Below are 26,745 nucleotides of genomic sequence, written 5' to 3' on the forward strand. Positions count from 1 at the left end.
GATTTCATACCCGTATCCATTTACGACATCTCGCCCACCCGCTTTTGCCTTTACTTGCTGCTTCCAGCTGACAGCTTGCCGCTGCATTTGCCAAAACGCGCCATCCTTGTAGGGCAATCCCTACCCCCAGTCTTCCATATGGCTGAGGCGATTCTCTCTTGCCCCCCGATTTGCGTGGTCCCCAGCGTCCACTAGGCTTAGTCCACAGCAGTCATCAACAACAAGGGTGTGGGTATGAGCCAGGTCGATTCAAGCGCAGGGGCCAATGATGTTCTGGTCAGCTTTCGTGGAGTGCAGAAGAGCTACGATGGCGAGAACCTGATCGTCAAGGACCTCAACCTGGACATTCGCAAAGGCGAATTCCTGACCTTGCTCGGGCCCTCCGGCTCCGGCAAGACCACCAGCCTGATGATGCTCGCCGGTTTCGAAACACCGACCGCGGGCGAAATCCTGCTGGCTGGTCGCGCCATCAACAACGTGCCACCGCACAAGCGTGACATCGGCATGGTGTTCCAGAACTACGCGTTGTTCCCGCACATGACGGTGGCCGAGAACCTGGCGTTCCCGCTGACCGTGCGCGGGCTGAATAAAAGCGACGTCAGCGACAAAGTCAAAAAAGTCCTGAGCATGGTGCAGCTCGATACGTTCGCCCAGCGTTACCCGGCGCAATTGTCCGGTGGTCAGCAGCAGCGCGTGGCACTGGCCCGCGCTCTGGTGTTCGAACCGCAGCTGGTGCTGATGGACGAACCCCTCGGCGCCCTCGATAAGCAACTGCGCGAACACATGCAGATGGAAATCAAGCACCTGCACCAGCGTCTGGGCGTGACCGTGGTCTACGTGACCCACGACCAGGGCGAAGCGCTGACCATGTCCGACCGGGTGGCGGTGTTCCATCAAGGCGAAATCCAGCAGATCGCTCCGCCGCGCACCCTTTATGAAGAGCCGAAAAACACCTTCGTCGCCAACTTCATCGGCGAAAACAACCGCCTCAATGGCCGCCTGCACAGCCAGACCGGCGATCGTTGCATCGTCGAGTTGAGTCGCGGTGAAAAGGTCGAAGCCCTGGCCGTCAATGTCGGCCAGACCGGCGAACCCGTCACCTTGTCCATTCGCCCGGAACGCGTGAGCCTCAATGGCTCCAGTGAGTCGTGCGTCAACCGCTTCTCGGGAAGGGTGGCGGAATTCATCTATCTGGGCGACCACGTCCGGGTTCGCCTGGAAGTCTGTGGCAAGACCGACTTCTTCGTGAAACAACCGATTGCCGAGCTGGATCCTGCGCTCGCGGTCGGCGATGTGGTACCGCTTGGCTGGCAGGTCGAACACGTTCGCGCGCTCGATCCACTTCTAGAGGCGCATTGATCGCCCCGGCTTCAACAACACCAACCCTGCACGTGGAGAGAACAATAAATGTTGAGATCCCTGAAATTCACCGCTCTGGCACTGGGCATGATGGGGGCAGCCAGCGCGATGGCGGCTGGCCCGGACCTGACCGTGGTGTCCTTTGGCGGGGCGAACAAGGCCGCGCAGGTCAAAGCCTTCTACGCACCGTGGGAAGCGGCAGGCAACGGCAAGATCGTGGCGGGCGAGTACAACGGCGAAATGGCCAAGGTAAAAGCCATGGTCGACACCAAGAGCGTGTCCTGGGACCTGGTGGAAGTGGAGTCGCCGGAACTGTCCCGCGGTTGCGACGAAGACATGTTCGAACAACTCGACCCGGCACTGTTCGGCAAGAACGAAGACTACGTCAAAGGCGCTATCCAGCCGTGTGGCGTGGGTTTCTTCGTGTGGTCGACCGTGTTGGCCTACAACGCCGACAAGCTGAAAACCGCACCAACCAGTTGGGTGGATTTCTGGGACACCAAGCAGTTCCCGGGCAAGCGTGGCCTGCGTAAAGGCGCGAAGTACACCCTGGAATTCGCGCTGATGGCCGACGGCGTTGCGCCGAAAGACGTCTACAAGGTATTGGCCAGCAAGGATGGTCAGGACCGCGCGTTCAAAAAGCTTGATGAACTCAAGCCAAGCATCCAGTGGTGGGAAGCCGGTGCACAACCACCGCAGTACCTCGCTTCCGGTGACGTGGTCATGAGCTCGGCCTACAACGGTCGCATCGCTGCCGTGCAGAAAGAAAGCAACCTGAAAGTGGTGTGGAACGGCGGCATCTACGACTTCGACGCATGGGCCATTCCAAAAGGCCTGGACGCCAAGCGTGCCGAAGCTGCGAAGAAATTCATCGCCTTCTCGGTGCAGCCGCAGCAGCAAAAGACCTACTCGGAAAACATCGCTTACGGCCCGGCCAACATCCAGGCTGTTCCGTTGCTGGCCAAGGATGTCCTGAAGGACATGCCGACCACCCCGGAAAACATCGCCAACCAGGTGCAGATCGACGTCAGCTTCTGGGCTGACAACGGTGAGCAACTGGAACAGCGCTTCAATTCCTGGGCTGCCAAATAACGTGCGATTAAACCTGTAGGAGCTGGCTTGCCAGCGATCCGGGCGGCACGGTGTATCAGCCAGACCCCGTTATCGTTCATCGCTGGCAAGCCAGGCTCCTACAGGTGATCAGTTGTTATCAAGAACAGAGGTGGACTCACATTCAAAGAGTGCCACCTCTGTAACGATCAAAGATTTCCGGAGTACGCCATGGCTATCGCCGTTCCCGTGAACGCGGGCACTGACCCCACCTTGAAGCAGCGGCTCAAGCATGCCGAGCGGGTCAACCGCTGGAAGGCCCAGGCGTTGATCGCGCCGCTGGTGCTGTTCCTGTTGCTGGTGTTCCTGGTGCCAATCGTGGCGCTGCTCTACAAAAGCGTGGGTAACCCGGAAGTGGTCGGCGGCATGCCGCGCACCGTGGCAGCCATTGCCAGCTGGGACGGCCGCGGCCTGCCTGCGGAACCCGTGTACAAGGCGGCCAGCGAAGACCTCGCCGAAGCGCGCAAGAATCAGACCCTGGGCGATTTGTCCAAACGCTTGAACATGGAGTTGGCCGGCTACCGCAGCCTGCTGACCAAGACCGCCCGCGCCTTGCCGTTCGCCACTGAACCGGCCTCTTATAAAGAAGCGCTGGAAGGACTCGACGAGCGCTGGGGCGACCCGGCCTACTGGCAAGCCGTACGCCGCAACACCAGCAGCATCACCCCGTACTATTTGCTGGCCGCCGTCGACCACCGCATCGACGACCTCGGCGAAATCGCCCCGGCCACTCCGGACCAGGCGATCTACCTCGACATCTTCGCCCGCACCTTCTGGATGGGCCTGGTCATCACCGTGATCTGCCTGGTCCTTGCCTATCCACTGGCTTACCTGCTGGCGAACTTGCCGTCGCGCCAGAGCAACCTGCTGATGATTCTGGTGTTGCTGCCGTTCTGGACCTCGATCCTGGTGCGTGTCGCGGCGTGGATCGTGTTGCTGCAATCGGGTGGCCTGATCAACAGCGGCCTGATGGCCATGGGCATCATCGATAAGCCGATCGAGCTGGTGTTCAACCGGGTCGGTGTCTACATCTCCATGGTGCACATCCTGCTGCCGTTCATGATCCTGCCGATCTACAGCGTGATGAAAGGCATTTCGCCGACCTACATGCGCGCCGCGATTTCCCTCGGCTGCCATCCGTTCGCCAGTTTCTGGCGGGTGTACTTCCCGCAAACCTATGCCGGTGTCGGCGCCGGGTGCCTGTTGGTGTTCATCCTCGCCATCGGCTACTACATCACCCCGGCGTTGCTGGGCAGCCCGAACGATCAGATGGTCAGCTACTTCGTCGCCTTCTACACCAACACCAGCATCAATTGGGGCATGGCGACCGCACTCGGCGGGCTGCTGTTGCTCGCGACGGTCGTGCTTTATCTGATTTACAGCTGGCTGGTGGGCGCCAGTCGCCTGCGCCTGAGCTAAGGGGAGAATGAAATGCTGAGTCCTTATATGTCCCCCATTGAGCGGGTGTGGTTCTACAGCTTGCGGATACTCTGCGGCTTGATCCTGTTGTTCCTGATCCTGCCGGTGCTGGTGATCATCCCGCTGTCGTTCAACTCCGGCAGTTTCCTGGTGTACCCGCTGCAAGGCTTCTCGCTGCAGTGGTACCACGACTTTTTCGCCTCGGCGGAATGGATGCGCGCCCTGAAGAACAGCATCATCGTCGCCCCGGCGGCCACGGTGCTGGCGATGGTGTTTGGTACGCTGGCGGCCATTGGCCTGACCCGTGGCGACTTCCCCGGCAAACCGCTGGTGATGGCGCTGGTGATTTCGCCGATGGTGGTGCCAGTGGTGATCATCGGTGTGGCCAGCTATCTGTTCTTTGCGCCGTTGGGTCTGGGCAACAGCTTCTTCTCGCTGATCGTGGTGCATGCGGTATTGGGTGTGCCGTTCGTGATCATCACGGTGTCGGCGACCTTGCAGGGTTTCAACCAGAACCTGGTGCGCGCCGCTGCCAGCCTCGGTGCTTCGCCGCTGACCGCGTTCCGCCGGGTGACCCTGCCGTTGATCGCACCCGGGGTGATTTCCGGTGCGTTGTTCGCCTTCGCCACTTCGTTCGATGAGGTAGTGGTGACGCTGTTCCTCGCCGGCCCCGAGCAAGCGACCTTGCCACGGCAGATGTTCAGCGGCATCCGCGAAAACCTCAGCCCGACCATCGCCGCCGCCGCGACGCTGCTGATTGCGTTCTCGGTGATCCTGCTGCTGACCCTGGAATGGCTGCGTGGCCGCAGCGAGAAACTTCGTACCGCGCAGGTTTAACCCGGTCCCCTGTAGGAGCTGCCGAAGGCTGCGATCTTTTGACTTTGATTTTCAAGATCAAAAGATCGCAGCCTGCGGCAGCTCCTACAAAAGCACTTCGGTCATTCATGACCTGAATACCAGCCAACCCCAAATCCCCAGCTACTATTGTGCCCAGCTCCCACTCCTATAAGAGGCTGCGCACATGGGTCTTTCCTCTTTCAAAATCGCTCACAAACTGATCACCGGCGCAGAGGCCATCGAGCAACTGTCCGCCGAGCTGACGCGTCTGGATATCGATAATCCGCTGATCGTCACCGACGCCGCGCTGGTCAAATCCGGCACGGTAGAGCTGGCGCTGGCGCAGCTGGGCGGGCGTAGCTACGAAATCTTCGACCGGGTGCTGCCGGACCCGGAAATCGCCATCGTCGAAGACTGCATGCGGGTCTATCGCGACGGAGGGCATGACGGGCTGATCGGCCTCGGCGGTGGCAGTGCCATCGACATCGCCAAGAGCGTGGCGGCCTACGCCGGTTATCACGGCGCGCTGGAAGACCTGTTCGGTGTCGACCAGGTGCCGCGCAAGGGCCCGCCACTGATTGCCATCCCGACCACGGCCGGCACGGGTTCCGAGGTCACCAACGTGGCGATCCTTTCCGACAAGGTCGCGCAGTTGAAGAAAGGCATCGTCAGCGACTATCTGTTGCCGGACGTGGCATTGGTCAGCCCGCAGATGACCCTGACCTGTCCGCGCAGTGTCACGGCGGCCAGTGGCGTCGATGCGCTGGTGCATGCCATCGAATCCTATCTGTCGGTCAATGCCTCGCCGATTACCGACGCCCTGGCCATCGGTGCAATCAAACTGATCGCCAAGGCATTGCCCAAGGCCTACGCCAACCCGTCCAACCTGCAGGCCCGCGAAGACATGGCCACCGCCAGCCTGATGGCGGGCATGGCATTTGGTAATGCCGGTGTCGGCGCGGTGCATGCTCTGGCGTATCCTCTGGGTGGGCGCTTCAACATTGCCCATGGCGTCAGCAATGCCTTGCTGCTGCCCCATGTCATGACCTGGAACAAGATGGCCTGCGTTGAACGCATGCAGGATATCGCCGAAGCCATGGGCGTAAAGACTGCTCATCTGAGCGCCAATGAAGCGGCCGACAAAGCCGTTGAGGCCATGACCGAGCTGTGCGCGGCCGTGGAAATCCCCCAAGGACTGCGCAGTTTCGGGGTTCCCGAGGATGCCATTGCGGCGATGGCCGTGGAGGCGGCGGGGATCGAGCGCCTGATGCGCAACAATCCGCGCCGGTTGAGTGCTGTCGATATCGAGAAAATCTACCGGGCGGCCTACTGATCATCGCGCTTTCGGTGCGCCGGCCAAAGCATGAGGTATACAATGCGCGCCATCGTGATTCTGCTCAGAAAAGGTGCGTCATGCAGCCCTTCGTAATTGCTCCGTCGATTCTTTCCGCCGACTTCGCCCGCCTGGGTGAAGAAGTGGACAACGTCCTGGCCGCCGGTGCCGACTTCGTGCACTTCGATGTCATGGACAACCACTACGTGCCGAACCTGACCATCGGCCCGATGGTCTGCTCGGCGCTGCGCAAGTACGGCGTGACCGCGCCGATCGACGCGCACCTGATGGTCAGCCCGGTGGACCGCATCGTCGGTGACTTCATCGAAGCGGGCGCGACCTACATCACCTTCCACCCGGAAGCCACCCAGCACATCGACCGCTCCTTGCAACTGATCCGCGAAGGCGGCTGCAAGTCGGGCCTGGTGTTCAACCCGGCGACGCCGCTGGACGTGCTCAAGTACGTGATGGACAAGGTCGACATGATCCTGCTGATGAGCGTCAACCCGGGTTTCGGCGGGCAGAAGTTCATCCCTGGCACCCTCGACAAGCTGCGTGAGGCGCGGGCGCTTATCGACGCTTCGGGTCGTGACATTCGCCTGGAAATCGACGGTGGCGTCAACGTGAACAACATTCGTGAAATCGCGGCGGCCGGCGCTGACACCTTCGTGGCCGGTTCGGCGATCTTCAATGCACCGAACTATCAGGAAGTGATTGAAAAAATGCGTTCCGAACTGGCGCTGGCTCGCCCATGAGTGGCTTTGAGCAGCTGTTCCCGGGATGCCTGCCCAGGCTGGTGATGTTCGATCTGGATGGCACGTTGGTCGACTCGGTCCCGGACCTGGCGGTAGCTGTGGACAAGATGCTGCTCAAACTCGGTCGCGCACCGGCCGGTCTCGATGCGGTGCGTGAATGGGTGGGTAATGGCGCGCCGGTGCTGGTGCGCCGTGCGTTGGCCGGCGGTATCGACCATTCGATGGTCGATGACGCCGAGGCCGACAGTGCGCTGGAGATTTTCATGCAGGCCTATGCCGACAGCCATGGCTTGACCGTGGTCTACCCCGGTGTGCGCGATACCCTGAAATGGCTGCAAAAGCAGGGCGTCGAGATGGCGCTGATCACCAACAAGCCGGAGCGCTTCGTCGCGCCGCTGCTGGATCAGATGAAGATCGGCCGATATTTCAAATGGATCATCGGCGGCGACACCCTGCCACAGAAAAAGCCCGACCCGGCCGCGCTGTTTTTCGTGATGAAAATGGCCAACATCCCGGCCTCGCAATCCTTGTTCGTCGGCGATTCGCGCAGCGATGTGCTGGCGGCGAAAGCGGCGGGGGTCAAGTGCGTGGCCTTGAGCTACGGCTATAACCACGGGCGTCCGATCGCCGAAGAATCGCCTGCACTGGTGATCGACGATCTGCGCAAGCTAATTCGCGGTTGCCTGGACCCGGCCGCTGAGATAACGTTGGCCGACGCTGTTCAACCCCCTTCTGGAAACGCCATCGTGGTGGTCACTCGCAAACTCTGGATGAAAGTCATCAAGGCCCTGGCCCGCTGGCGTTGGCGCGCCTGACTTGATCCTGGCCGGTCATCCGGCGCGTTTGCATACCTGACTGTTAGAACCTCAAGCCACGAGGCACCTCATGATCCGCGAAGAATTCCTGCGTTTGGCCGCTGCCGGCTACAACCGCATCCCGCTTGCCTGCGAAACCCTGGCCGACTTCGACACGCCGTTGTCGATCTACCTGAAACTGGCCGACGAGCCCAACTCCTATTTGCTGGAGTCCGTGCAGGGCGGCGAGAAGTGGGGCCGTTACTCGATCATCGGGCTGCCGTGCCGCACCGTGCTGCGGGTGCATGACCATCACGTCAGCGTGACCATCGACGGCGTCGAGACGGAAAGCCACGATGTAGAAGACCCACTGGCTTTCGTCGAAGCTTTCAAGGCTCGCTACAACGTGCCGACTATCGCCGGCCTGCCGCGCTTCAACGGTGGCCTGGTGGGCTATTTCGGTTATGACTGCGTACGTTATGTGGAAAAGCGCCTGGGCAAGTGCCCGAACCCGGATCCGCTGGGCGTACCGGACATCCTGCTGATGGTGTCCGACGCAGTGGTGGTGTTCGACAACCTCGCCGGCAAGATGCACGCAATCGTCCTGGCCGATCCGGCCCGGGAAGACGCCTTCGAGCAAGGGCGCGCGCGACTGGAGGAGTTGCTGGAAAGACTCCGTCAACCCATCACCCCGCGCCCTGGCCTGGATTTCAGCAAGCAGCAAGCGGCTGATCCGGTGTTCCGCTCCAGCTTCACCCAGGACGACTATGAAAAAGCGGTCGACACCATCAAGGAATACATCCTGGCCGGTGACTGCATGCAGGTCGTGCCGTCCCAGCGCATGTCGATCGACTTCAAGGCCGCACCCATCGATCTGTACCGGGCGTTGCGCTGCTTCAACCCGACGCCGTACATGTACTTCTTCAACTTCGGTGACTTCCACGTCGTCGGCAGTTCGCCGGAAGTGTTGGTGCGGGTAGAGGACAACCTGATCACCGTGCGCCCGATCGCCGGCACACGCCCGCGGGGTGCGAACGAAGAGGCCGATCTGGCACTGGAAAAAGACCTGCTGTCGGATGACAAGGAAATCGCCGAGCACCTGATGCTGATCGACCTGGGTCGTAATGACACCGGTCGGGTATCGGAAATCGGTTCGGTGAAACTCACCGAGAAGATGGTCATCGAGCGTTACTCCAACGTGATGCACATCGTGTCCAACGTCACCGGCCAATTGAAGGCAGGCCTGACGGCGATGGATGCACTGCGGGCGATTCTGCCGGCGGGTACCTTGTCCGGCGCACCGAAAATCCGCGCGATGGAAATCATCGACGAACTGGAGCCGGTCAAGCGCGGTGTCTACGGCGGCGCCGTCGGCTACTTCGCCTGGAACGGCAACATGGACACCGCCATTGCGATCCGTACGGCGGTGATCAAGAACGGCGAACTGCACGTGCAGGCCGGTGGCGGCATCGTCGCCGACTCGGTGCCGGCGCTGGAATGGGAAGAGACCCTGAACAAACGCCGCGCGATGTTCCGTGCGGTGGCCCTGGCCGAACAAACCCCAGAAAACTGACTTCACGCAAAACCTGTGGGAGCGGGCTTGCCCGCGAAGAGGGCGGAACATTCAATATTCATGTTGACTGACAGGTCGCCATCGCGAGCAAGCCCGCTCCCACAATGGCTTCACCAGCATAAAAAACGCGGCGCCTGTGAGGGCACCGCGTTTTTTATGCCTGCTGTTTGCTGAATCAGAAGTCCAGCGCGACCCCAACGCTAATCCCTTGCTGGGTAAAGTCATCATCCTTGCGCAACGTATACCCACCACGCAGTGCCAGATCGGCCGTCAACTTGTGGCTGACGCCAAGGCTCAGGCGATTCAAATGGCTCTGCGGCGTATAGCCCTCAAGCCTGAAGTCGAGGGAAGGCAGGCTATTGAGGGCAATGTTCACCTTCTGCACGTCATCGTCATATTCACGCTCGTAGGCATATTCGCCAAACACTTGGGTTTGCGGGGTGATCCGGTATTTACCCTGCAGCCCGGCGCCGAGTCGTTTTGAATCGCGTTTCTGGTCATCAAAGGTCAGGGCCGTGGAACGAGTGGAGTTTTCCGAGTAACCGTCGACGTCCACTTTCGCGTAATCGGCGCTGATGAACGGCGACAGGTGCCAGTCACTGCCCGGCTGAGCAATGTCATAACCCAGGCGTGTGCTAAAGGCCCAAAGGTAGCCGTCGGTGTCGCCTTTCTCCGCACCTTCGCCACCGCCCAGATCGAATTTGCGTTTGAGGTTGTCGTAATCCAGCTTGCCGCCGGTCAACGCGGCGTCGGCCCACCAACGGTTCTGCTGGAACTGGGCGAATACCGTGGCCAGGTAGCTGTTGAGTTTGTAGTCCGAATCGTTATCGCCTGCTTCCAGATCCTGACGATAGAAGCCCGCCGCCACCCCCACGCGCCAGGCTTCATTGAGGCGATAGCTGCCGCCGATGTTCAGGTTGTAGCCGCTGCCATCGGCACTGGCGCCGCTGTCCTGACTGTCGACGTCCAGATGCTGACCGCCGCCGGCGACAATAGCGCGCCATTGGCCTACGGCCTGCCAGTCCTCCCAGTCGGATTGCCATTGGCTGCGCAGTTCATCCTGATGCGCACGTAACGTGGCGTGGGCCATTTCCGGCAGCAGCGTCAGTTCCCAAGGCGCAGCGAGCAAGGAATAGGCGTAATCGGACACCAGCTTTTGCCCGGCCTCGGTCGGATGCACCCCATCGTTGTAAATCAGTTGGCTGGGGTCCGGGTTGGCGCTGTTGATGCCAAAGGTAGCGTTTTCGGTACAGCCGTCACCGCTGAAGCAAGTCGCCGTCAGGTTTTGCCCGGTAGCAAAGCCGAATCGCGCTGGGTCGGCAAAGGTTTCCTGCAGCAACAGGGGAATGTTCAGCGGAATGATTTCGGCATCGATCCCCGCCAGTCGAGTGACCAGTTGTCGGTTGAAGGCCGCGCTCAGTTGCGAAGTAGGCCCCTGCAGAGGGCTGCCATTGATGGCAGGGGTCAGTCCCAGGTCGGGCAACAGCCAGACCATGATGTACCGGGCACCGGCCGTTTGCAGTACCTGAACGCTGTTTGCCAGGCGGTCCGCAGCGGCATTCGCCTGGGCGCCGCTTTGCACGCGCCCTTGCAGGAAGTCGTTACCGCCGCCGGAGAGGTAATAGAGTGCGTTCGGATCTGCACGCAAATTATTCGTCGGTAGGTAACCCAGTCGCGCACGTTCACCCGTGGCGGATACGGTGGTGATGGAATCGAGGATCTGATCGGTGCGGTAACCACCGACAGCCCAATTGTTACCATCCGCAAGGCCCTGGGCGGCGCGGGCGGCTGACGTCGAAGCGGCGGTCTGGTCCGCTGAGAATCCAAGCCTGCCTCCAAGCAATTGGGTCGAGTTGGCGGAGTAGGCTTCGCCGCTGCCGTCCTGATAAGTCGGCCCGGTCCGGTTGGTGAAGCGCAGGGTCGAACCGGGAGGTCCGCCCGTGTCGGTAAACTGCCCCGCATCGTTGAGGCTGTCACCGAAGACGATGAAGTTCGAATAAGGATTGGGCGCCGCGATCGCCTGGGCGCAGGCCATGGCGAGCAGGCAACCGGCAAGCGGTGCAAACAGCGTCTGTCTGATCATGAGCAAGTCCGTTTGTTTATTGTTTTAGTGAGTGAAACGACAGTGCCAAAAAACTATAGAGCCTGATGCCATTCGGCGCGAACCTGGCGAATGTTTCACTTGCTTCGATCGCCCCATATTGCACGCTCTGCCCAGCTAAGTTACTGTGCCAAGACGTATAAATGAGACCTTCCCCGTGTTGATCGTCAGCAAACTTCTGGATCAAGTCATCAAGGCACACGCCCGCTGGCGTTGGCGCGCCTGAATCCTTCTGCCGGCCCGGCCGGATCTTTACCGCTTTGCCTTCTTTATTCGTGCCATTGCGCTTTGCTTCGCGATTCCAGCGACCGCCAAAGTGCAGGACGCTGCGGGTAAATCATTCGAAGGCTGTATTAAGTCAGTGAATTTTTGAGGTTCTTAACGCCATGTTGCTGATGATCGATAACTACGACTCTTTTACCTACAACGTTGTGCAGTACCTTGGTGAGCTGGGCTCCCAGGTCAAAGTCGTGCGCAACGATGAACTCACGGTTGCACAGATCGAAGCCCTCAATCCTGAGCGCATCGTCGTCTCTCCCGGTCCTTGCACCCCCACCGAAGCCGGCGTCTCGATTGACGTCATCAAGCACTTCGCCGGCAAACTGCCGATTCTCGGTGTCTGCCTGGGGCATCAGTCCATCGGCCAGGCTTTTGGTGGCGATGTGGTTCGCGCGCGTCAGGTCATGCACGGCAAGACCAGCCCGGTGTTCCATGAAGACAAAGGTGTCTTTGCCGGCCTGAACAGGCCGCTGACGGTCACCCGCTATCATTCATTGATCGTCAAGCGCGAAACCCTGCCCGATTGCCTCGAGCTGACCGCCTGGACCCAACTGGAAGACGGCTCGGTCGACGAGATCATGGGCCTGCGTCACAAGACCCTGAACATCGAAGGCGTGCAGTTCCACCCTGAGTCGATCCTCACCGAACAGGGCCACGAGTTGTTCGCCAACTTCCTCAAACAAACCGGCGGCACGCGCTAAGGACTATTCATGAATATCAAGACAGCCCTGGGCCGTATCGTCGATCACCTCGACCTCAGCACCGATGAGATGCGCGACGTGATGCGCGAAATCATGACCGGCCAATGCACGGACGCGCAGATCGGCGCGTTCATGATGGCCATGCGCATGAAGAGCGAAAGCATCGACGAAATCGTCGGTGCCGTGTCGGTCATGCGTGAGCTGGCGGACCAGGTTGAACTCAAGACCCTCGACGGTGTAGTCGATGTGGTGGGTACTGGTGGTGACGGTGCCAACATCTTCAACGTGTCGACCGCTTCGTCCTTCGTGGTCGCGGCCGCCGGTTGCACGGTGGCCAAGCACGGCAACCGCGCGGTCTCGGGTAAAAGCGGCAGTGCCGATTTGCTGGAAGCGGCCGGTATCTACCTGAACCTGACCCCGGTCCAGGTGGCGCGCTGCATCGATAATGTCGGCATCGGCTTCATGTTTGCCCAGACCCATCACAGTGCCATGAAGCACGCCGCCGGCCCGCGCAAGGAACTCGGGTTGCGCACCTTGTTCAACATGCTCGGCCCGCTTACGAATCCGGCCGGTGTGAAACATCAGGTGGTGGGCGTATTCACTCAAGCGCTGTGCCGGCCATTGGCCGAAGTCCTGCAGCGTCTGGGCAGCAAGCATGTGCTGGTGGTCCATTCGAAGGACGGCCTGGACGAATTCAGCCTGGCGGCACCGACCTTTGTCGCGGAACTGAAAAACGACCAGATCACCGAGTATTGGGTCGAGCCGGAAGACCTGGGCATGAAAAGCCAGAGTCTGCATGGTCTGGCGGTGGATAGTCCGGCGGCGTCCCTGGAGCTGATCCGCGATGCCCTGGGCAAGCGCAAGACCGAAAACGGTCAAAAGGCGGCTGAAATGATCATGCTCAATGCCGGTGCCGCGTTGTACGCCGCCGACCATGCGAGCAGTTTGAAAGAGGGTGTTGCCCTGGCGCACGATGCGCTGCACACCGGCCTTGCTCGGGAGAAACTCGAGGAGCTGGGTGCATTTACCGCGGTATTCAAAGTGGAGAATGAGGGATGAGTGTACCGACGGTTCTGGAAAACATTCTGGCGCGCAAGGTTGAAGAAGTTGCCGAGCGTAGCGCTCGTGTCAGCCTCGCCGAGCTGGAAAGTCTGGCCAAGGCGGCCGATGCACCCCGTGGTTTTGCCAAGGCTTTGCTGGCTCAGGCCAAGCTCAAAGAGCCGGCAGTGATTGCTGAAATCAAGAAAGCTTCGCCGAGCAAAGGCGTGATCCGCGAGAACTTCGTTCCCGCCGATATTGCCAGGAGCTACGAGAAGGGCGGCGCGACCTGCCTGTCGGTGCTCACCGATATCGATTACTTCCAGGGCGCCGATCTGTACCTGCAACAAGCCCGCGCGGCGTGCAAACTGCCGGTGATCCGCAAGGACTTCATGATCGATCCGTACCAGATCGTCGAAGCCCGTGCGCTGGGGGCCGACTGCGTGCTGTTGATCGTCGCCGCCCTGGACGACGTGAAAATGGCCGAACTGGCCGCCGTGGCCAAAGGTGTCGGCCTTGATGTGCTGGTGGAAGTCCACGATGGCGATGAGCTTGAGCGGGCCTTGAAAACCCTCGACACTCCGCTGGTGGGTATCAACAACCGCAACCTGCACACCTTCGAGGTCAACCTGGAAACCACCCTCGATCTGTTGCCGCGTATCCCGCGCGATCGTCTGGTGATCACCGAAAGCGGCATCCTCAATCGCGCCGATGTCGAGCTGATGGAAATCAGCGACGTCTACGCGTTCCTGGTTGGCGAGGCGTTCATGCGTGCCGAGAATCCGGGCACTGAACTGCAGCGTCTGTTCTTCCCGGAGCGCGGCATTCCTGTCAGCGGTTCTACCCTCGACTGAAAAAGCATCGCGAGCAAGCTTGCTCCTACAGGAGCGAGCGTGCTCGCGATAGCGGCATAAGAAACACCACAGACTTTTTGTCTTACGGAGTACCTTGTGACCTCACCTGTTTCTCTGACCATCGAAGCCGGCCTGCAAGCCGAACAGGATTTGCTGGCCTCTGTCTGTGCCGGCGACGCCGAGGTTGGCCTGCTGTTCTGGCAGCCAAGCGATCAGGCATTAGTGATGCCGCGCCGCTTGAATCGCTTACCAGGTTTCGAACATGCCTGCGAAGTCTCCGCCGCTGCTGGCTGGCCGGTGCTATTGCGCGATACCGGTGGCGAACCTGTTCCGCAATCGGCCACAACGATCAACATTGCCCTGGTTTACGCGCCGCCGCGCAGCGAAGGGGATCTGAACCGCATCGAGACCGGCTACCGGCGTCTGTGCGATCCGATCTGCCAGTTACTGGATGAGCTGGGCGGCACTTCGTCGCTGGGCGAAATTGACGGTGCGTTCTGTGATGGCCGGTTCAACGTCAACCTGGATGGGCGCAAGATGGTCGGCACCGCCCAGCGCTGGCGCCAGAGTCAGGGTGGTCAGCGTCCAGTCGGGCTGGTTCATGGTGCGATGTTGCTGGATAACGAGCGCGAATCGATGGTCGCGGCGGTCAACCGCTTCAATGAGGCCTGCGGCCTTGAGCAACGGGTGCGCGCCGAAAGCCACATCGCCTTGCATGAGAAGTTCGCAGCAAAGGATGCGCTGGAACGCCTCGATGAACTCTACCGGCGAATGCTGGCGCAGATCTTCAGCGGCTAAGTCTACGAGCCTAGCGCGTACCGAAGACCACCATGGTCTTGCCTTTGACGTCCACCAGGTTGCGCTCTTCCAGATCCTTGAGCACGCGTCCGACCATCTCCCGCGAACAACCGACGATCCGTCCGATTTCCTGACGGGTCACCTTGATCTGCATGCCGTCGGGGTGGGTCATGGCGTCTGGCTGCTTGCACAGTTCAAGCAGGCAACGGGCGACGCGACCGGTGACGTCGAAAAACGCCAGGTCACCCACCTTGCGCGTGGTGTTGCGCAGGCGTTGTGCGATTTGTCCGCTTAATACGTAAAGAATGTCCGGGTCCTGCTGGGACAATTCGCGGAATTTCGCGTAGCTGATTTCCGCCACTTCGCATTCGACCTTGGCCCGCACCCAGGCGCTGCGCTCCTGTTCCAGACCTGCCTGCTCGAACAGACCCAATTCACCGAAAAAATCCCCGGCGTTCAGGTAGGCGATGATCATTTCCCGACCGTCGTCGTCTTCGATCAGGATGGTGACCGAACCCTTGATGATGAAGAACAGCGTTTCCGAGCGGTCGCCGGCGCAAATGATGTTGCTCTTGGCCTGATAGCGACGGCGCTGGCAATGCATCAACAGCTTGTCGAGGTTTTTCATCTTGGGGTTGGGGGCAATAGCAACCATGGTTGTATCCCGAAAAGACTGCACGGTGTGTTGGGTTTTTTGTGAATTGCGCACGTTGGGGCATAGCTGGCCATGCGCCAGTGAATTGGCGCCAGCTTACCAGACACTTCCTGCAATATTCGAGATTTTACCTACAGCGTCGCAGGTTATGTCCTAGGACGGCGATCACTGTCAATCAAGGGGCCTGTGCTAAGCTGGCGACCCTTTTTTTAGACAGTGGAGTCTTGGCGATGAAGGCACGCATCCAATGGGCTGGCGAAGCCATGTTCCTCGGCGAATCCGGCAGCGGTCATGTCGTGGTTATGGACGGCCCGCCCGAGGCCGGCGGTCGTAACCTGGGTGTCCGGCCGATGGAAATGCTCCTGCTGGGTGTAGGCGGATGCAGCAATTTCGATGTGGTCAGCATCCTCAAGAAATCACGCCAGGCCGTCGAGAGTTGTGAAGCCTTCCTCGAAGCCGAGCGTGCGACCGAAGATCCAAAGGTTTTCACCAGGATCCACATGCATTTTGTGGTCAAGGGCCGTGGCCTGAAGGAAGCGCAGGTCAAGCGCGCCATCGAATTGTCCGCCGAGAAGTATTGCTCGGCGTCGATCATGCTCGGGGCAGCAGGTGTCGAGATTACCCACGACTACGAGATCATCGAGCTGGGTTGAATCGAGCTCATAAAAAAGGCGACTACCTCACGGCAGTCGCCTTTTTTGTCTCTGACGCAGCCGGTCAGATCCGATAAGTACTCTTGGTCATGACCTTGGCCATCAAACTCATCCCGAACTTCACCGGCGCCGGAAAGCGGAAACCGCCAGCCTCCAGTGCGCTTTCGGCATGTTGCTCTTCATCGATGCGCATCTGCTCCAGGATCGCCCGGGATTTTTCATCCTCGGCCGGCAGTTGCTCAAGGTGTTCGTTCAAGTGCTTGCACACCTGATCTTCCGTCGCGGCGACAAAACCCAGGCTGACTTTGTCGCTGATCAGGCCTGCAACAGCACCAATCCCGAATGACATGCCATAGAACAGCGGATTGAGAATACTGGTGTGGCTACCCAACTGATGAATGCGTTGCTCGCACCACGCCAGATGGTCGACTTCTTCTTCGGCGGCGTGCTCCATGGCGACGCGCACTTGTGGCAGCCTGGCAGTCAGGGCCTGGCCTTGATACAGCGCTTGGGCGCAGACCTCTCCGGTGTGATTGATGCGCATCAGCCCGGCCACGTGGCGGGTGTCTTCGTCACTCATTTTCGCATCGGGTTGCACGATGGCGGGCGACGGACGGTAAGGCTGGCCGCTGAAGGGCAGCAGGGTGCGCATCGCGGCATCGGCTTGCAGCAGAAGGCGATCAATCGGCGAGTAGTGACGTTGGGTAGTCATGCTGACCTCCGGAGGAATCTCGGTGGCCAGTTTAACCCAATCGGCCGGGGAAGGTTTGCGCTGGGACATTGCGACGCAGGCAATATCTGTAGGAGCCCGGCTTGCCGGCGAAGGCGATCTCAATCACGCCATCGCCGGCAAGGGAAAATACAAATCAGCCCGGCGGCCAGTGCATCTGACGCTGACCCAGCACATGCATATGAATGTGGTAGACAGTCTGCCCACCTTCTTCATTGCAGTTCATGACAACGCGGAAACCTTTTTCGCAACCCAGTTCCTTGGCCAGGCGTTGGGCGGTAAACAGGATGTGTCCAGCCAGCGCCTTGTCGTCCTCGGTCAGGTCGTTCAAGGTGCGTACCGGCTTTTTCGGGATCACCAGGAAGTGCACCGGTGCCTGTGGCGCGATGTCGTGGAAGGCCAGTACCTGGTCGTCCTCGTAAATGATATTCGCCGGGATTTCCCGGTTGATGATCTTGGTGAACAGAGTATCCACAGCTGTTTTCTCCGTTGTTTGAGCTGGCCTGAGTGTACCCATGGCGGATGCGCCAGCCCAGTGTTTTACCGCAGGGCCATTCAGCGCGGGCAGTGGGCCTTGATGACCATGCCGGTGATTGTGCGGATCAGCCAGCGCGAGCCGAACCGGGGCAGGGTGGCGAACCAGCGGTTGCGCCGCCCGGGAATAATGATTGCGCGATTTTTCTCCAGCGCTCGCACGGTATAGAGCGCGACTTCCTCCGGGCTCATCAGCATTTTACTGTTGGCCAGTTTGTCGTTGTTCAGTTGCGCTGTGCGGAAGAACGCCGTGCGAGTCGGGCCGGGGCATAGCACCGAGACCTTGACCGCGCATTTTTTCAACTCGACGCGCAGGCCTTCGGAAAAGTGCAGCACATAGGCCTTGCTGGCGTAGTAAGTGCTCATCCACGGGCCGGGCTGGAACGCCGCGACCGACGCGACGTTGAGGATCTGCCCGCCACCCTGCAGCGCCATGCTGTTACCGATGGCATGGCACAGGCGAGTGAGCGCCAGAATGTTCACTTCGATCAGGTCCTGCTCGGTCATCCAGTCCTGCGCCAGGAACGGGCCGCAGGTGCCGATGCCGGCGCAGTTGACCAGCAGGTCGATCTGCCGGTCACCTTCTTCCAGCTCCAGCAAAAAGCCGGACAGGCGTAGCGGCTCGCCCAGGTCACAGGCACGGAACAACACCTCCACGCCAAAACGTTGGGTCAGTTCAATCGCAATGCTTTCCAGCTGATCACGCTGTCGGGCCACCAGTATCAGGCTGCGGCCGCGCCGGGCCAGCGCTTCGGCCATCGCCAGGCCGATGCCGCTGGAAGCGCCAGTGATCAGAGCGTAACGGGTCATGCCATTCTCCATCGCAACAGCTCCGCGCCGCGACGCAGGTGTCACGGGCGGGGAGCGCTGTTCATTCTTTCGCAGAGTCTACAGGGGGCGGGGCTTCTTCGGCTGCCTCGGCTGGGGAATTTGCTTCAGGTTCGACGTCGATATCGATTTCCTCGGTGCTCACCGAGCCGCTTTGGTAGCTGCTTTCGAGGCTGTCTTCATACTCTTGCTGGATTGCCGAGATACCACCCAGCATAGCGGTGACGCCAAACAAGCCGATAAACACAATCCACAATGCGCACAGAACCTTGACCGCCGTGCTGTTAGGCGGCGGGGGTGGGCCATAACGATTGGCGCCGGTATTGCCTGGCACGAGCATGATCACCAGCGGGAAAAAACTGCCTATGAACGGAACCAGGTGAAGGAGCCAGAGCCAGCCCGACCAGCCGATATCATGCAAACGCTGAACGCTGAACAGAACGCCGACAACTATGAACGCCAGGAACAGGAAGAAGGCCAGGATGCCGCCGAGGATCAGTCCAGTGGTGGAATTGCCACTGACCAGGCCCAGGCCGATGAGCGCAAACACGCCGACAACGGGCAGGGTGACCAGGCTCAGCACCAAGGTCCATGCCAAAAACCGCAGGCGTCCGATTCGACCTTCAATGCTGAAGGGCTTGAGTGCGGCGAACTCCGGCAGTTTTTCGCCGACGCGGGCCTGTGGAGGCGCATAAGGGGAGTGGGGCTCAGCCGCAGCGGGATGGTCGTGAACATCGGCCAGGTCAAGCTCGATCGAAGGTTCCGTCTCGATCCGGGCATCGATGCCAGTGTTTTTCAGGGCCTGGAGGTAGGTCTGCGCATCCGCCTGGGACAGGTCGCGCTTGAGTGCTACCGGTCGACCATTGAACAGGCGCTCGATGGCGCTGACGTCGCTCTTGAACAGCGTAGCGAGATTGAGTTTGGCGCTGTTGAGATCAACACCCGGCAACAGTGCTCCGTCGAACACGATCTTGTAACGGTTTTCGCTCATTGCCCAGGCATCCTTGTCGCCAGTCATTGGTACGAATAGCCAGCCTCGGCTGGCCCGAATGTTCAGCGCGGCCAGTGTTGGCGCAGCTGCGCTGCTTGTTCCTGCGCCGTGCGGTACTCGGCGTCGAGGCGCGCGACCAGTTGCTCGACGCTCGGCAAGTCATCGATTTCACCCACGCCCTGGCCCGCGGACCACACGGTTTTCCAGGCTTTGGCTTCATCGCTGATGGGTTTGAGCTTGGAGCCGAAATTGACCTCGCCCTTGTTTTGCAGGGCTGCCATGTCGAAACCGGCGGCCTCCAGGCTCTGGCGCATGAAACTTGCCGGTACACCTGACACCGCTGGAGTATGGATGATGTCTGCCGCTCTGGATGTCAGCAGCATCTCTTTGTAGGCATCCGGTGCATGACTTTCGGTGGTGCCGATAAATCGTGTGCCGAAGTAGGCCAGGTCGGCGCCAAGCAATTGCGCGGCGAGAATTTCGTGGCCGTGATTCAGGCACCCGGCCAGCAGTAGGGTCTTGTCGAAGAACTGGCGGATTTCGGCGATCAGCGAGAACGGGCTCCAGGTCCCGGCATGTCCGCCGGCACCCGCAGCGACGGCGATCAGCCCGTCCACCCCCGCCTCAGCGGCTTTCTCCGCATGGCGGCGAGTCGTCACATCATGGAATACCAGGCCGCCGTAGCTGTGGACCGCATCGACCACTTCCTTCACGGCGCCGAGACTGGTGATCACGATCGGCACTTTGTGTTCGATACAGATTTGCAGATCCGCCTGTAATCGCGGGTTGCTGTTGTGAACGATCAGGTTCACCGCGTAGGGCGCGGGATTCTCCAGTTTCGCCAGCCCGGCTTCGATTTCTTCCAGCCAGGCCTTGAAACCGCTGCTCTCGCGCTGGTTCAGCGCCGGGAAGCTGCCGACCACGCCATTGCGGCAGCAGGCGAGCACCAGTTGCGGGTTGGAAATCAGGAACATTGGCGCCGCCACCACGGGCAGACGCAAACGTTGTTCGAGCAGAGCGGGCAGCGACATTGGAAATACCCCGGTAATGGGTGCCTGTTGATTTAAAACGGCCGGACGACGACCAGAATTACGATAGCCAGCAACATCAGGACTGGCACTTCGTTGAACCAGCGATAAAAGACATGGCTACGGGTGTTCTCGCCACGGGCAAAGCGCTTCACCTGCGCGCCGCACATGTGGTGGTAGCCGATCAACAATACGACCAGGGTCAGTTTGGCGTGTATCCAGCCACCCTGGCTGAAGATGCCTGGATTAAGGTAGATGAGCCAGCCCCCGAAGATCAGCGTGGCGATCATCGAAGGTCCCATGATGCCCCGGTACAGCTTGCGCTCCATGATGCTGAAGCGCTCCTTGCTGACCGCGTCTTCGCTTTGAGCATGGTAGACGAACAGGCGCGGCAGGTAGAACAGGCCGGCAAACCAGCAGACGACGCTGATGATGTGGAAAGCTTTGAGCCACAGATAAAGCATTTTGGTTATTCCCAGGTTCACGGTAGCCCGGATAGTAGAGGGTTGAGGCTCCACACGTCACCTTGCCGGTTGTCGCAGGACGATACGGGCCCTATTATCGACGGCTTTCCAGTGGGTTCGTTGAGGGCAGGTTTATGGTCAAGGTCGGTATCGTCGGCGGCACGGGTTACACCGGTGTCGAACTGTTGCGTCTGTTGGCACAGCATCCGCAAGCTGAAGTGGTGGTGATCACTTCCCGATCCGAGGCTGGCCTGGCCGTGGCCGACATGTATCCGAACCTGCGAGGCCACTACGACGGCCTGGCGTTCAGCGTTCCGGACATCAAGACCCTGGGTGCCTGCGATGTGGTGTTCTTCGCCACGCCGCACGGTGTTGCGCATGCCCTGGCGGGCGAGCTGCTGGCGGCCGGGACCAAGGTCATCGACCTGTCCGCGGACTTCCGTCTGCAAGACGCTGATGAGTGGGCAAAATGGTACGGCCAGCCGCACGGTGCACCGGAGTTGCTGGACGAGGCGGTCTACGGTTTGCCGGAAGTCAATCGTGAACAGATCAAGAAAGCACGCCTGATCGCCGTGCCCGGTTGCTATCCAACCGCCACTCAATTGGGTTTCCTGCCATTGCTTGAAGCGGGCCTGGCCGATGCTTCGCGCCTGATCGCCGACTGCAAGTCCGGCGTCAGCGGTGCCGGTCGTGGCGCTGCCGTAGGCTCGCTGTACTCCGAGACGTCGGAAAGCATGAAGGCTTACGCCGTCAAAGGGCATCGCCACCTGCCGGAAATTCGCCAGGGTCTGCGTCGTGCCGCCGGCAAGGACGTTGGCCTGACCTTCGTTCCGCACCTGACGCCAATGATCCGTGGCATTCACTCCACGCTCTACGCGACCGTCGTGGATCGCTCGGTGGATCTGCAGGCGCTGTTTGAAAAACGTTATGCCGACGAACCGTTCGTCGACGTCATGCCTGCCGGCAGCCACCCGGAAACCCGCAGTGTGCGCGGCGCCAACGTCTGCCGTATTGCCGTGCACCGTCCACAGGACGGTGACCTGGTGGTCGTGTTGTCGGTGATCGACAACCTGGTCAAAGGTGCGTCGGGTCAGGCGGTGCAGAACATGAACATCCTGTTTGGCCTGGATGAGCGTCTGGGCCTGTCCCACGCGGGCATGTTGCCGTAACGCTGTATCGCACCTAGCAAAAGGCCCGTTGAACGGGCCTTTTTGCATTCAGGGCGGGCGACTGGGTTGGTTGATATACCATAACAATAGTTGACCGCTTTTCTAGGAGAAGCGGATAATGCGCGTCATCACGCAATATGACGGCGTAACGCCGGGAGATAGTCAGCATGAGCGTCGAATCCTTCACCCCCACGGCTTTGCAATTCACCCACGGTGCCGCGCACAAGGTGAAGAGCCTGGTCGATGAAGAGGGGAATGATCGCTTGAAGCTGCGCGTATTCGTTACGGGCGGCGGTTGTTCAGGTTTTCAGTACGGCTTCACTTTCGATGAAGAAGTGGCCGATGACGATACCATCGTTGAGCGCGAAGGTGTGAGTCTGGTTGTCGATCCGATGAGCTTCCAGTACCTGGCAGGAGCCGAGGTGGATTATCAGGAAGGTCTGGAAGGCTCGCGCTTCGTCATCAAGAACCCGAACGCGACCACCACCTGTGGCTGTGGCTCTTCGTTCTCGATCTGATCAGCGCGTCGGTATCAGCAAAACGCCGCATGGCCCTGAGGCCCTGCGGCGTTTTGCTGTGCGTCACTTATGCGGGGTAGATGGCGCCGAGTACACGCAGCCCGTGAGCGCCAGTGACGCTTGGGCGATTGGCCGCGATGCCTTCCAGGCAGCAGTGGGCCAGCCAGGCGAAGGCCATGGCTTCCACCCAGTCCGGGTCTACACCGTGAGTGGCGGTGCTGCTGACAGTCGCATTCGGTAGCAGGTTGGCCAGGCGCTTCATCAGTGTGGCGTTGTGCGCACCACCGCCGCAGACCAGCAGCTCTTGAGTATCTGCCTGGGCGCTGTGCAGTGATTCGATGATGGTCAATGCCGTCAGTTCCAGTAGCGTTGCCTGTACATCCTCGGCAGCGAAGGTCGGCAGCGCTGCCAGATGGCGGGTCAGCCAGGGCAGGTTGAAGACTTCACGGCCGGTGCTCTTTGGGCCCTTTGTCACGAAGAAGGGGTCGCTGAGCAGTGCCTTCAACAGTGCTGGCTCAATCTTGCCGCTGGCTGCCCATTGGCCATCACGGTCAAAGTTGTCTCCGCGCTGTTGGTGAATCCAGGCGTCCAGCAACACATTGCCCGGGCCGCAGTCGAAACCTGCAACGGGTTTGCCGGGTTCAATCAGGCTGAGATTGCTGAAACCACCCACGTTGAGCACCGCGCGGTTGCCGGTGCGTTCTTCAAAAAGCGCTTCGTGAAAGGCTGGAACCAGTGGAGCACCTTGCCCGCCGGCGGCGACGTCGCGGCTGCGGAAGTCACTGACCACGGTGATGCCGGTCAGCTCGGTCAGCAGGGCAGGGTTGCCGATTTGCACCGTGAAGCCGCGAGCGGGCTCATGGCGAATGGTCTGGCCGTGACTGCCAATCGCGCGAATGTCTTCAGGCTTGAGCTGATGTTGGGCAAGGAGGGCGTTTACGCCCTGCGCCGCCAGTTTCACCCAGTTCTGTTGGGCAATGGCGGAGCGGGCTATCTCATCCCGACCGCTGGCGCACAAGCCAAGCAGCTCGGCGCGCAGGGAGTCGGGCATCGGGATGTAATGTGTTGCAATCAGCCTGATCGCCGGGGCCTGATCGATCAGTGCTATGTCCAGGCCATCAAGGCTGGTCCCGGACATCACACCTATATAGAGCGCCATGGCCTAGCGCTTGGCCGAAGCCAGCTGGGTGGATTTTTCCTGGTCCATGCGCGCCATCAATGGCTGGCTCTGCGCCAGGAAACGTGCGCGTTCAGCTTTGGAAATCGGGTCGGCCATCGCTACTTTCTGGCCCAGTGGATCGACGTGTACGCCATTCACCTGGAATTCGTAGTGCAAATGCGGGCCGGTGGACAGGCCGGTAGTGCCGATGTAGCCGATGACCTGGCCTTGTTTGACGGTGCCGCCAGTCTTGACGCCCTTGGCGAAGCCTTGCATGTGGCCGTACAGCGTACGGTAGGTATTGCCGTGCTGGATGATCACGGTGTTGCCGTAACCGCCGCGGCGGCCCGCCAGCAATACTTTGCCGTCGCCGGCCGCCTTGATTGGCGTGCCGCGCGGTGCTGCGTAGTCGACGCCTTTGTGGGCGCGGATCTTGTTCAGGATCGGGTGCTTGCGGCCCATGGAAAATTTCGAGCTGATGCGGGCGAAGTCCACCGGGGTACGGATGAATGCCTTGCGCATGCTGTTGCCGTCAGCCGTGTAATAGCTGGTGTTGCCTTGCTTGTTGGTGTAGCGCACGGCGGTGTAGGTCTTGCCGCGGTTGGTGAAGCGGGCGGACAGGATCGGGCCGTTACCGACCGCTTTGCCGTTGACCACTTTCTGTTCATAGATCACATCGAACTGGTCACCCTGGCGAATATCCTGGGCAAAGTCGACGTCATAGCCAAACACGCTGGCCATGTCCATGGTCAGGCTGTGCGACAGGCCAGCGCGGGCAGCGGACTGGGACAGCGAGCTGTTGATGACGCCATGCACGTACGCTGAGCGCACGGTGGGCTTGGCGGTCACGCGGTTGAAGCTGTAGCCCTTGTCGTTCTTGGTCAGGGTGATGGTCTCGAGGTCGCTGACCTGGCTGTGCAGGCTGGCCAGTTGCCCGTCAGGACCCAGTTCGAATTCGAGTTTCTGCCCATGCTTGAGCTGGCTGAATTGCTTGGCCTGTTTGCTGCTGGCCAGCAGGTCATGTACCGAAGGGGCTGGAAGGCCGACTTTCTCGAACAGCGTGGAGAGCGTGTCGCCTTTGGTGACGATCACTTCCCTGTGAGTGGGCGCCTTCTTTTCTTCGGCAACCGGTGCAGGGGTGGGTGCAGGGACTACTGGTGCAGGTGCGGCTTGAGCGGTTTCCTGGGGTTCCTGCGCACTGTCTTCGATCTGCGCAAAAGGAGACTCGACCGCCTCATTTGTGGCCTGGACGGCTTCTGCAGCGTCTTGTTCCTGTGTCAGTTGTTCCGCAGGGCTTTCCAGTTCAAGACTCAGGGTTGTCTTTTTGGCTTCGACATCACTGGAAGGAAATACCAGAAGCGCCAGGCTCAGAAGGGCGGCAATGCCACTCGCTGCGAGCAGGTGGGTCTTCGGGTAAAGCGGTGGCGCTTTAGACGATTCTTTGGTCATAGGTAGTGTTTTGACTTTGAAAAAGATGAATTGGAAAAGATGAATGACATGATAAAGATGAAATAACTGTATAAAATATAACCAAATCATCCCTTAAGCAAGTCCGCAGACGCTCTGTCAGCGGATTGGCGTCATTGCGCCGGCCAAACTTTGTATTTGCCGCGCGATCTTGTATGGTTGATCCCCTTTGAATTCGAGCCTTGCGGGTCTGTTATGAAGTCGGTTGAAGAGCAGCTAGCGCTGATTAAACGTGGTGCGGAAGAACTGTTGGTCGAGTCCGAGCTGATCGAAAAGCTCAAGCGTGGCCAGCCGCTGCGGATCAAGGCAGGCTTCGACCCGACTGCCCCTGATTTGCACCTGGGGCACACCGTGCTGATCAACAAGCTGCGCCAGTTCCAGGAGCTTGGTCACCAAGTGATCTTCCTGATTGGCGACTTCACCGGGACGATCGGCGATCCAAGCGGCAAGAGCGCAACGCGTCCTCCGCTGACCCGCGAGCAGGTGCTCGAAAATGCCGAGACCTACAAGACCCAGGTTTTCAAGATTCTCGACCCGGCCAAGACCGAGGTGGCGTTCAACTCCACCTGGATGGATCAGATGGGTCCGGCCGACTTCATTCGCCTGACTTCGCAATACACCGTGGCTCGCATGCTCGAGCGCGATGACTTCGATAAGCGCTACACGACCAACCAGCCGATCGCCATTCACGAGTTCCTGTATCCGTTGGTACAAGGCTACGACTCGGTGGCCTTGCGTGCGGACGTCGAGCTCGGCGGTACCGACCAGAAGTTCAACCTGTTGATGGGGCGTGAGCTGCAGCGTGGCTACGGCCAGGAAGCCCAGTGCATTCTGACCATGCCATTGCTCGAAGGCCTGGACGGCGTGAAGAAGATGTCCAAGTCCCTGGGCAACTACGTTGGTATCCAGGAAGCACCAGGTGTGATGTACAGCAAGCTGGTCTCCATCCCGGATGCACTGATGTGGCGTTACTTCGAACTGCTCAGCTTCCGCTCCATGGATGAGATCAATGCGTTCCGTGCCGATGTCGAGGCGGGTGCCAATCCGCGTGACATCAAGATCAAGCTGGCTGAAGAGATCGTTGCCCGTTTCCATGGTGAGGAGGCTGCGGCCAATGCTCATCGCGCGGCAGGCAACCGCATGAAGGATGGCGAGCTGCCGGACGATCTGCCTGAGATCGAATTGACGGCTGCCGAAGACATGCCGATCGCGGCTGTCCTTAATAAGGCAGGCTTGGTGAAGAACTCGGCTGTGGCCCGTGATCTGCTCGGTTCCGGTGGGGTGCGTATCGATGGCGAGGTGGTTGATCGCTCCTTTATATACGTACTGGGTGCGACCCACGTTTGCCAGGCCGGCAAGAAGGCATTTGCGCGTATTACGCTCAAGTCCGAATAAACCTGAAACAAAAGGTTGACGGCGAATTCCAGAAGCCTATAATTCGCCCCACTTCCGGCGCAGTCGAAACGGAAAACTCCTTGGTAAACAACGAGTTACACAGTTTTGACAGCAGGTTGCTTCAGTTCATCGAAGCCAGCAGGAAGTTGAAAAAGAGGTGTTGACAGCAGCGTGTAACGCTGTAGAATTCGCCTCCCGCTGAT

General features: G+C 59.8%; 26 protein-coding genes. 16 read left to right on the forward strand and 10 right to left on the reverse strand.

Translation table 11 applies throughout. From position 1 onward, the window contains the following. Positions 1 to 234: 234 nt before the first annotated feature. From NPS56_RS29890 to trpE, 8 genes are all read left to right on the forward strand, one after another. On the forward strand, positions 235 to 1,359 hold the full coding sequence (locus NPS56_RS29890; RefSeq protein ID WP_274077983.1) for an ABC transporter ATP-binding protein: 1,125 nt from the start codon (positions 235 to 237) through the stop codon (positions 1,357 to 1,359). Between the two features lie 48 nt (positions 1,360 to 1,407). Continuing rightward, positions 1,408 to 2,451: an ABC transporter substrate-binding protein gene (locus NPS56_RS29895; RefSeq protein WP_274077984.1), complete on the forward strand. Its 1,044-nt coding sequence runs from the start codon at positions 1,408 to 1,410 to the stop codon at positions 2,449 to 2,451. Between the two features lie 189 nt (positions 2,452 to 2,640). Continuing rightward, positions 2,641 to 3,888, forward strand: coding sequence for an ABC transporter permease (locus NPS56_RS29900; RefSeq protein WP_274077985.1), 1,248 nt, complete (start codon positions 2,641 to 2,643; stop codon positions 3,886 to 3,888). A 12-nt stretch (positions 3,889 to 3,900) separates the two neighbouring features. Next, complete coding sequence (locus tag NPS56_RS29905) at positions 3,901 to 4,725, forward strand: ABC transporter permease (protein WP_008061581.1); 825 nt, start codon at positions 3,901 to 3,903, stop codon at positions 4,723 to 4,725. A 184-nt stretch (positions 4,726 to 4,909) separates the two neighbouring features. Beyond that, positions 4,910 to 6,058 carry an iron-containing alcohol dehydrogenase gene (locus NPS56_RS29910; protein ID WP_274077986.1) on the forward strand — a complete coding sequence of 383 codons (1,149 nt, stop codon included), beginning with the start codon at positions 4,910 to 4,912 and terminating at the stop codon, positions 6,056 to 6,058. Between the two features lie 80 nt (positions 6,059 to 6,138). Beyond that, positions 6,139 to 6,813 carry a ribulose-phosphate 3-epimerase gene (rpe, locus tag NPS56_RS29915; protein WP_033044299.1) on the forward strand — a complete coding sequence of 225 codons (675 nt, stop codon included), beginning with the start codon at positions 6,139 to 6,141 and terminating at the stop codon, positions 6,811 to 6,813. Next, positions 6,810 to 7,628: a phosphoglycolate phosphatase gene (locus NPS56_RS29920; protein WP_274077987.1), complete on the forward strand. Its 819-nt coding sequence runs from the start codon at positions 6,810 to 6,812 to the stop codon at positions 7,626 to 7,628. The genes rpe and NPS56_RS29920 overlap by 4 nt, the downstream gene beginning before the upstream one ends. Positions 7,629 to 7,698: 70 nt before the next feature. Beyond that, complete coding sequence (gene trpE / locus NPS56_RS29925; RefSeq protein WP_274077988.1) at positions 7,699 to 9,180, forward strand: anthranilate synthase component I; 1,482 nt, start codon at positions 7,699 to 7,701, stop codon at positions 9,178 to 9,180. A 175-nt stretch (positions 9,181 to 9,355) separates the two neighbouring features. On the opposite strand, the gene estP is transcribed toward trpE, so the two are convergent. Continuing rightward, complete coding sequence (gene estP, locus NPS56_RS29930; protein WP_274077989.1) at positions 9,356 to 11,263, reverse strand: esterase EstP; 1,908 nt, start codon at positions 11,261 to 11,263, stop codon at positions 9,356 to 9,358. Positions 11,264 to 11,667: 404 nt separating this feature from the next. Between estP and NPS56_RS29935 the strand changes: the two genes are divergently transcribed. The 4 genes from NPS56_RS29935 to NPS56_RS29950 all read left to right on the forward strand — a co-directional run bounded on the left by NPS56_RS29935 (position 11,668) and on the right by NPS56_RS29950 (position 14,951). Then, positions 11,668 to 12,261: an aminodeoxychorismate/anthranilate synthase component II gene (locus tag NPS56_RS29935; RefSeq protein ID WP_274077990.1), complete on the forward strand. Its 594-nt coding sequence runs from the start codon at positions 11,668 to 11,670 to the stop codon at positions 12,259 to 12,261. Between the two features lie 9 nt (positions 12,262 to 12,270). Further along, positions 12,271 to 13,320 (forward strand): anthranilate phosphoribosyltransferase, encoded by a 1,050-nt coding sequence (trpD, locus tag NPS56_RS29940; RefSeq protein WP_274077991.1) that lies wholly within the window; start codon positions 12,271 to 12,273, stop codon positions 13,318 to 13,320. Beyond that, on the forward strand, positions 13,317 to 14,153 hold the full coding sequence (gene trpC, locus NPS56_RS29945) for an indole-3-glycerol phosphate synthase TrpC (RefSeq protein WP_274077992.1): 837 nt from the start codon (positions 13,317 to 13,319) through the stop codon (positions 14,151 to 14,153). Before trpD ends, trpC begins: the two co-directional genes overlap by 4 nt. Positions 14,154 to 14,249: 96 nt before the next feature. After that, the gene (locus NPS56_RS29950; protein ID WP_274077993.1) at positions 14,250 to 14,951 is read left to right on the forward strand and encodes a lipoate--protein ligase family protein; all 702 of its coding nucleotides are present in this window, start codon (positions 14,250 to 14,252) and stop codon (positions 14,949 to 14,951) included. A 10-nt stretch (positions 14,952 to 14,961) separates the two neighbouring features. Here NPS56_RS29950 and crp read toward each other — a convergent pair whose 3' ends face one another. Beyond that, a complete protein-coding gene (gene crp / locus NPS56_RS29955) occupies positions 14,962 to 15,606 on the reverse strand; it encodes a cAMP-activated global transcriptional regulator CRP (protein WP_274077994.1) in 645 nt (214 codons plus the stop codon). Between the two features lie 230 nt (positions 15,607 to 15,836). On the opposite strand from crp, the gene NPS56_RS29960 reads away from it, so the two are divergent. Beyond that, positions 15,837 to 16,259, forward strand: a complete 423-nt coding sequence (locus NPS56_RS29960; RefSeq protein ID WP_274077995.1) for an OsmC family protein — start codon at positions 15,837 to 15,839, stop codon at positions 16,257 to 16,259. A 64-nt stretch (positions 16,260 to 16,323) separates the two neighbouring features. Here the strand turns inward: NPS56_RS29960 and coq7 are convergent, their stop codons facing one another. The 6 genes from coq7 to hemJ form a co-directional block, all read right to left on the reverse strand. After that, positions 16,324 to 16,971, reverse strand: coding sequence for a 2-polyprenyl-3-methyl-6-methoxy-1,4-benzoquinone monooxygenase (gene coq7 / locus NPS56_RS29965; protein ID WP_274077996.1), 648 nt, complete (start codon positions 16,969 to 16,971; stop codon positions 16,324 to 16,326). A gap of 154 nt (positions 16,972 to 17,125) precedes the next feature. Then, positions 17,126 to 17,464, reverse strand: coding sequence for a histidine triad nucleotide-binding protein (locus NPS56_RS29970; RefSeq protein WP_274077997.1), 339 nt, complete (start codon positions 17,462 to 17,464; stop codon positions 17,126 to 17,128). An 80-nt stretch (positions 17,465 to 17,544) separates the two neighbouring features. Beyond that, a complete protein-coding gene (locus NPS56_RS29975) occupies positions 17,545 to 18,333 on the reverse strand; it encodes an SDR family NAD(P)-dependent oxidoreductase (RefSeq protein ID WP_274077998.1) in 789 nt (262 codons plus the stop codon). A gap of 61 nt (positions 18,334 to 18,394) precedes the next feature. Continuing rightward, positions 18,395 to 19,342, reverse strand: a complete 948-nt coding sequence (locus tag NPS56_RS29980) for a DUF805 domain-containing protein (RefSeq protein WP_274077999.1) — start codon at positions 19,340 to 19,342, stop codon at positions 18,395 to 18,397. A 62-nt stretch (positions 19,343 to 19,404) separates the two neighbouring features. After that, positions 19,405 to 20,373 carry an NAD(P)H-dependent flavin oxidoreductase gene (locus NPS56_RS29985; protein ID WP_274078000.1) on the reverse strand — a complete coding sequence of 323 codons (969 nt, stop codon included), beginning with the start codon at positions 20,371 to 20,373 and terminating at the stop codon, positions 19,405 to 19,407. Positions 20,374 to 20,405: 32 nt separating this feature from the next. Beyond that, on the reverse strand, positions 20,406 to 20,834 hold the full coding sequence (gene hemJ, locus NPS56_RS29990; RefSeq protein ID WP_274078001.1) for a protoporphyrinogen oxidase HemJ: 429 nt from the start codon (positions 20,832 to 20,834) through the stop codon (positions 20,406 to 20,408). Between the two features lie 134 nt (positions 20,835 to 20,968). Between hemJ and argC the strand changes: the two genes are divergently transcribed. Next, the gene (argC, locus tag NPS56_RS29995) at positions 20,969 to 22,003 is read left to right on the forward strand and encodes an N-acetyl-gamma-glutamyl-phosphate reductase (protein WP_274078002.1); all 1,035 of its coding nucleotides are present in this window, start codon (positions 20,969 to 20,971) and stop codon (positions 22,001 to 22,003) included. Positions 22,004 to 22,170: 167 nt separating this feature from the next. Continuing rightward, positions 22,171 to 22,521: an iron-sulfur cluster insertion protein ErpA gene (gene erpA / locus NPS56_RS30000; protein ID WP_007906865.1), complete on the forward strand. Its 351-nt coding sequence runs from the start codon at positions 22,171 to 22,173 to the stop codon at positions 22,519 to 22,521. 67 nt (positions 22,522 to 22,588) lie between these two features. Here erpA and NPS56_RS30005 read toward each other — a convergent pair whose 3' ends face one another. Then, positions 22,589 to 23,680, reverse strand: coding sequence for an anhydro-N-acetylmuramic acid kinase (locus NPS56_RS30005; protein ID WP_274078003.1), 1,092 nt, complete (start codon positions 23,678 to 23,680; stop codon positions 22,589 to 22,591). A 3-nt stretch (positions 23,681 to 23,683) separates the two neighbouring features. Continuing rightward, positions 23,684 to 25,129 carry a peptidoglycan DD-metalloendopeptidase family protein gene (locus NPS56_RS30010; protein WP_274078004.1) on the reverse strand — a complete coding sequence of 482 codons (1,446 nt, stop codon included), beginning with the start codon at positions 25,127 to 25,129 and terminating at the stop codon, positions 23,684 to 23,686. 213 nt (positions 25,130 to 25,342) lie between these two features. On the opposite strand from NPS56_RS30010, the gene tyrS reads away from it, so the two are divergent. Next, the gene (gene tyrS, locus NPS56_RS30015) at positions 25,343 to 26,542 is read left to right on the forward strand and encodes a tyrosine--tRNA ligase (protein ID WP_274078005.1); all 1,200 of its coding nucleotides are present in this window, start codon (positions 25,343 to 25,345) and stop codon (positions 26,540 to 26,542) included. Positions 26,543 to 26,745 lie beyond the last annotated feature (203 nt).

It is taken from the genome of Pseudomonas putida (assembly GCF_028682635.1).
Classification (GTDB): Bacteria; Pseudomonadota; Gammaproteobacteria; order Pseudomonadales; family Pseudomonadaceae; genus Aquipseudomonas; species Aquipseudomonas putida_AE.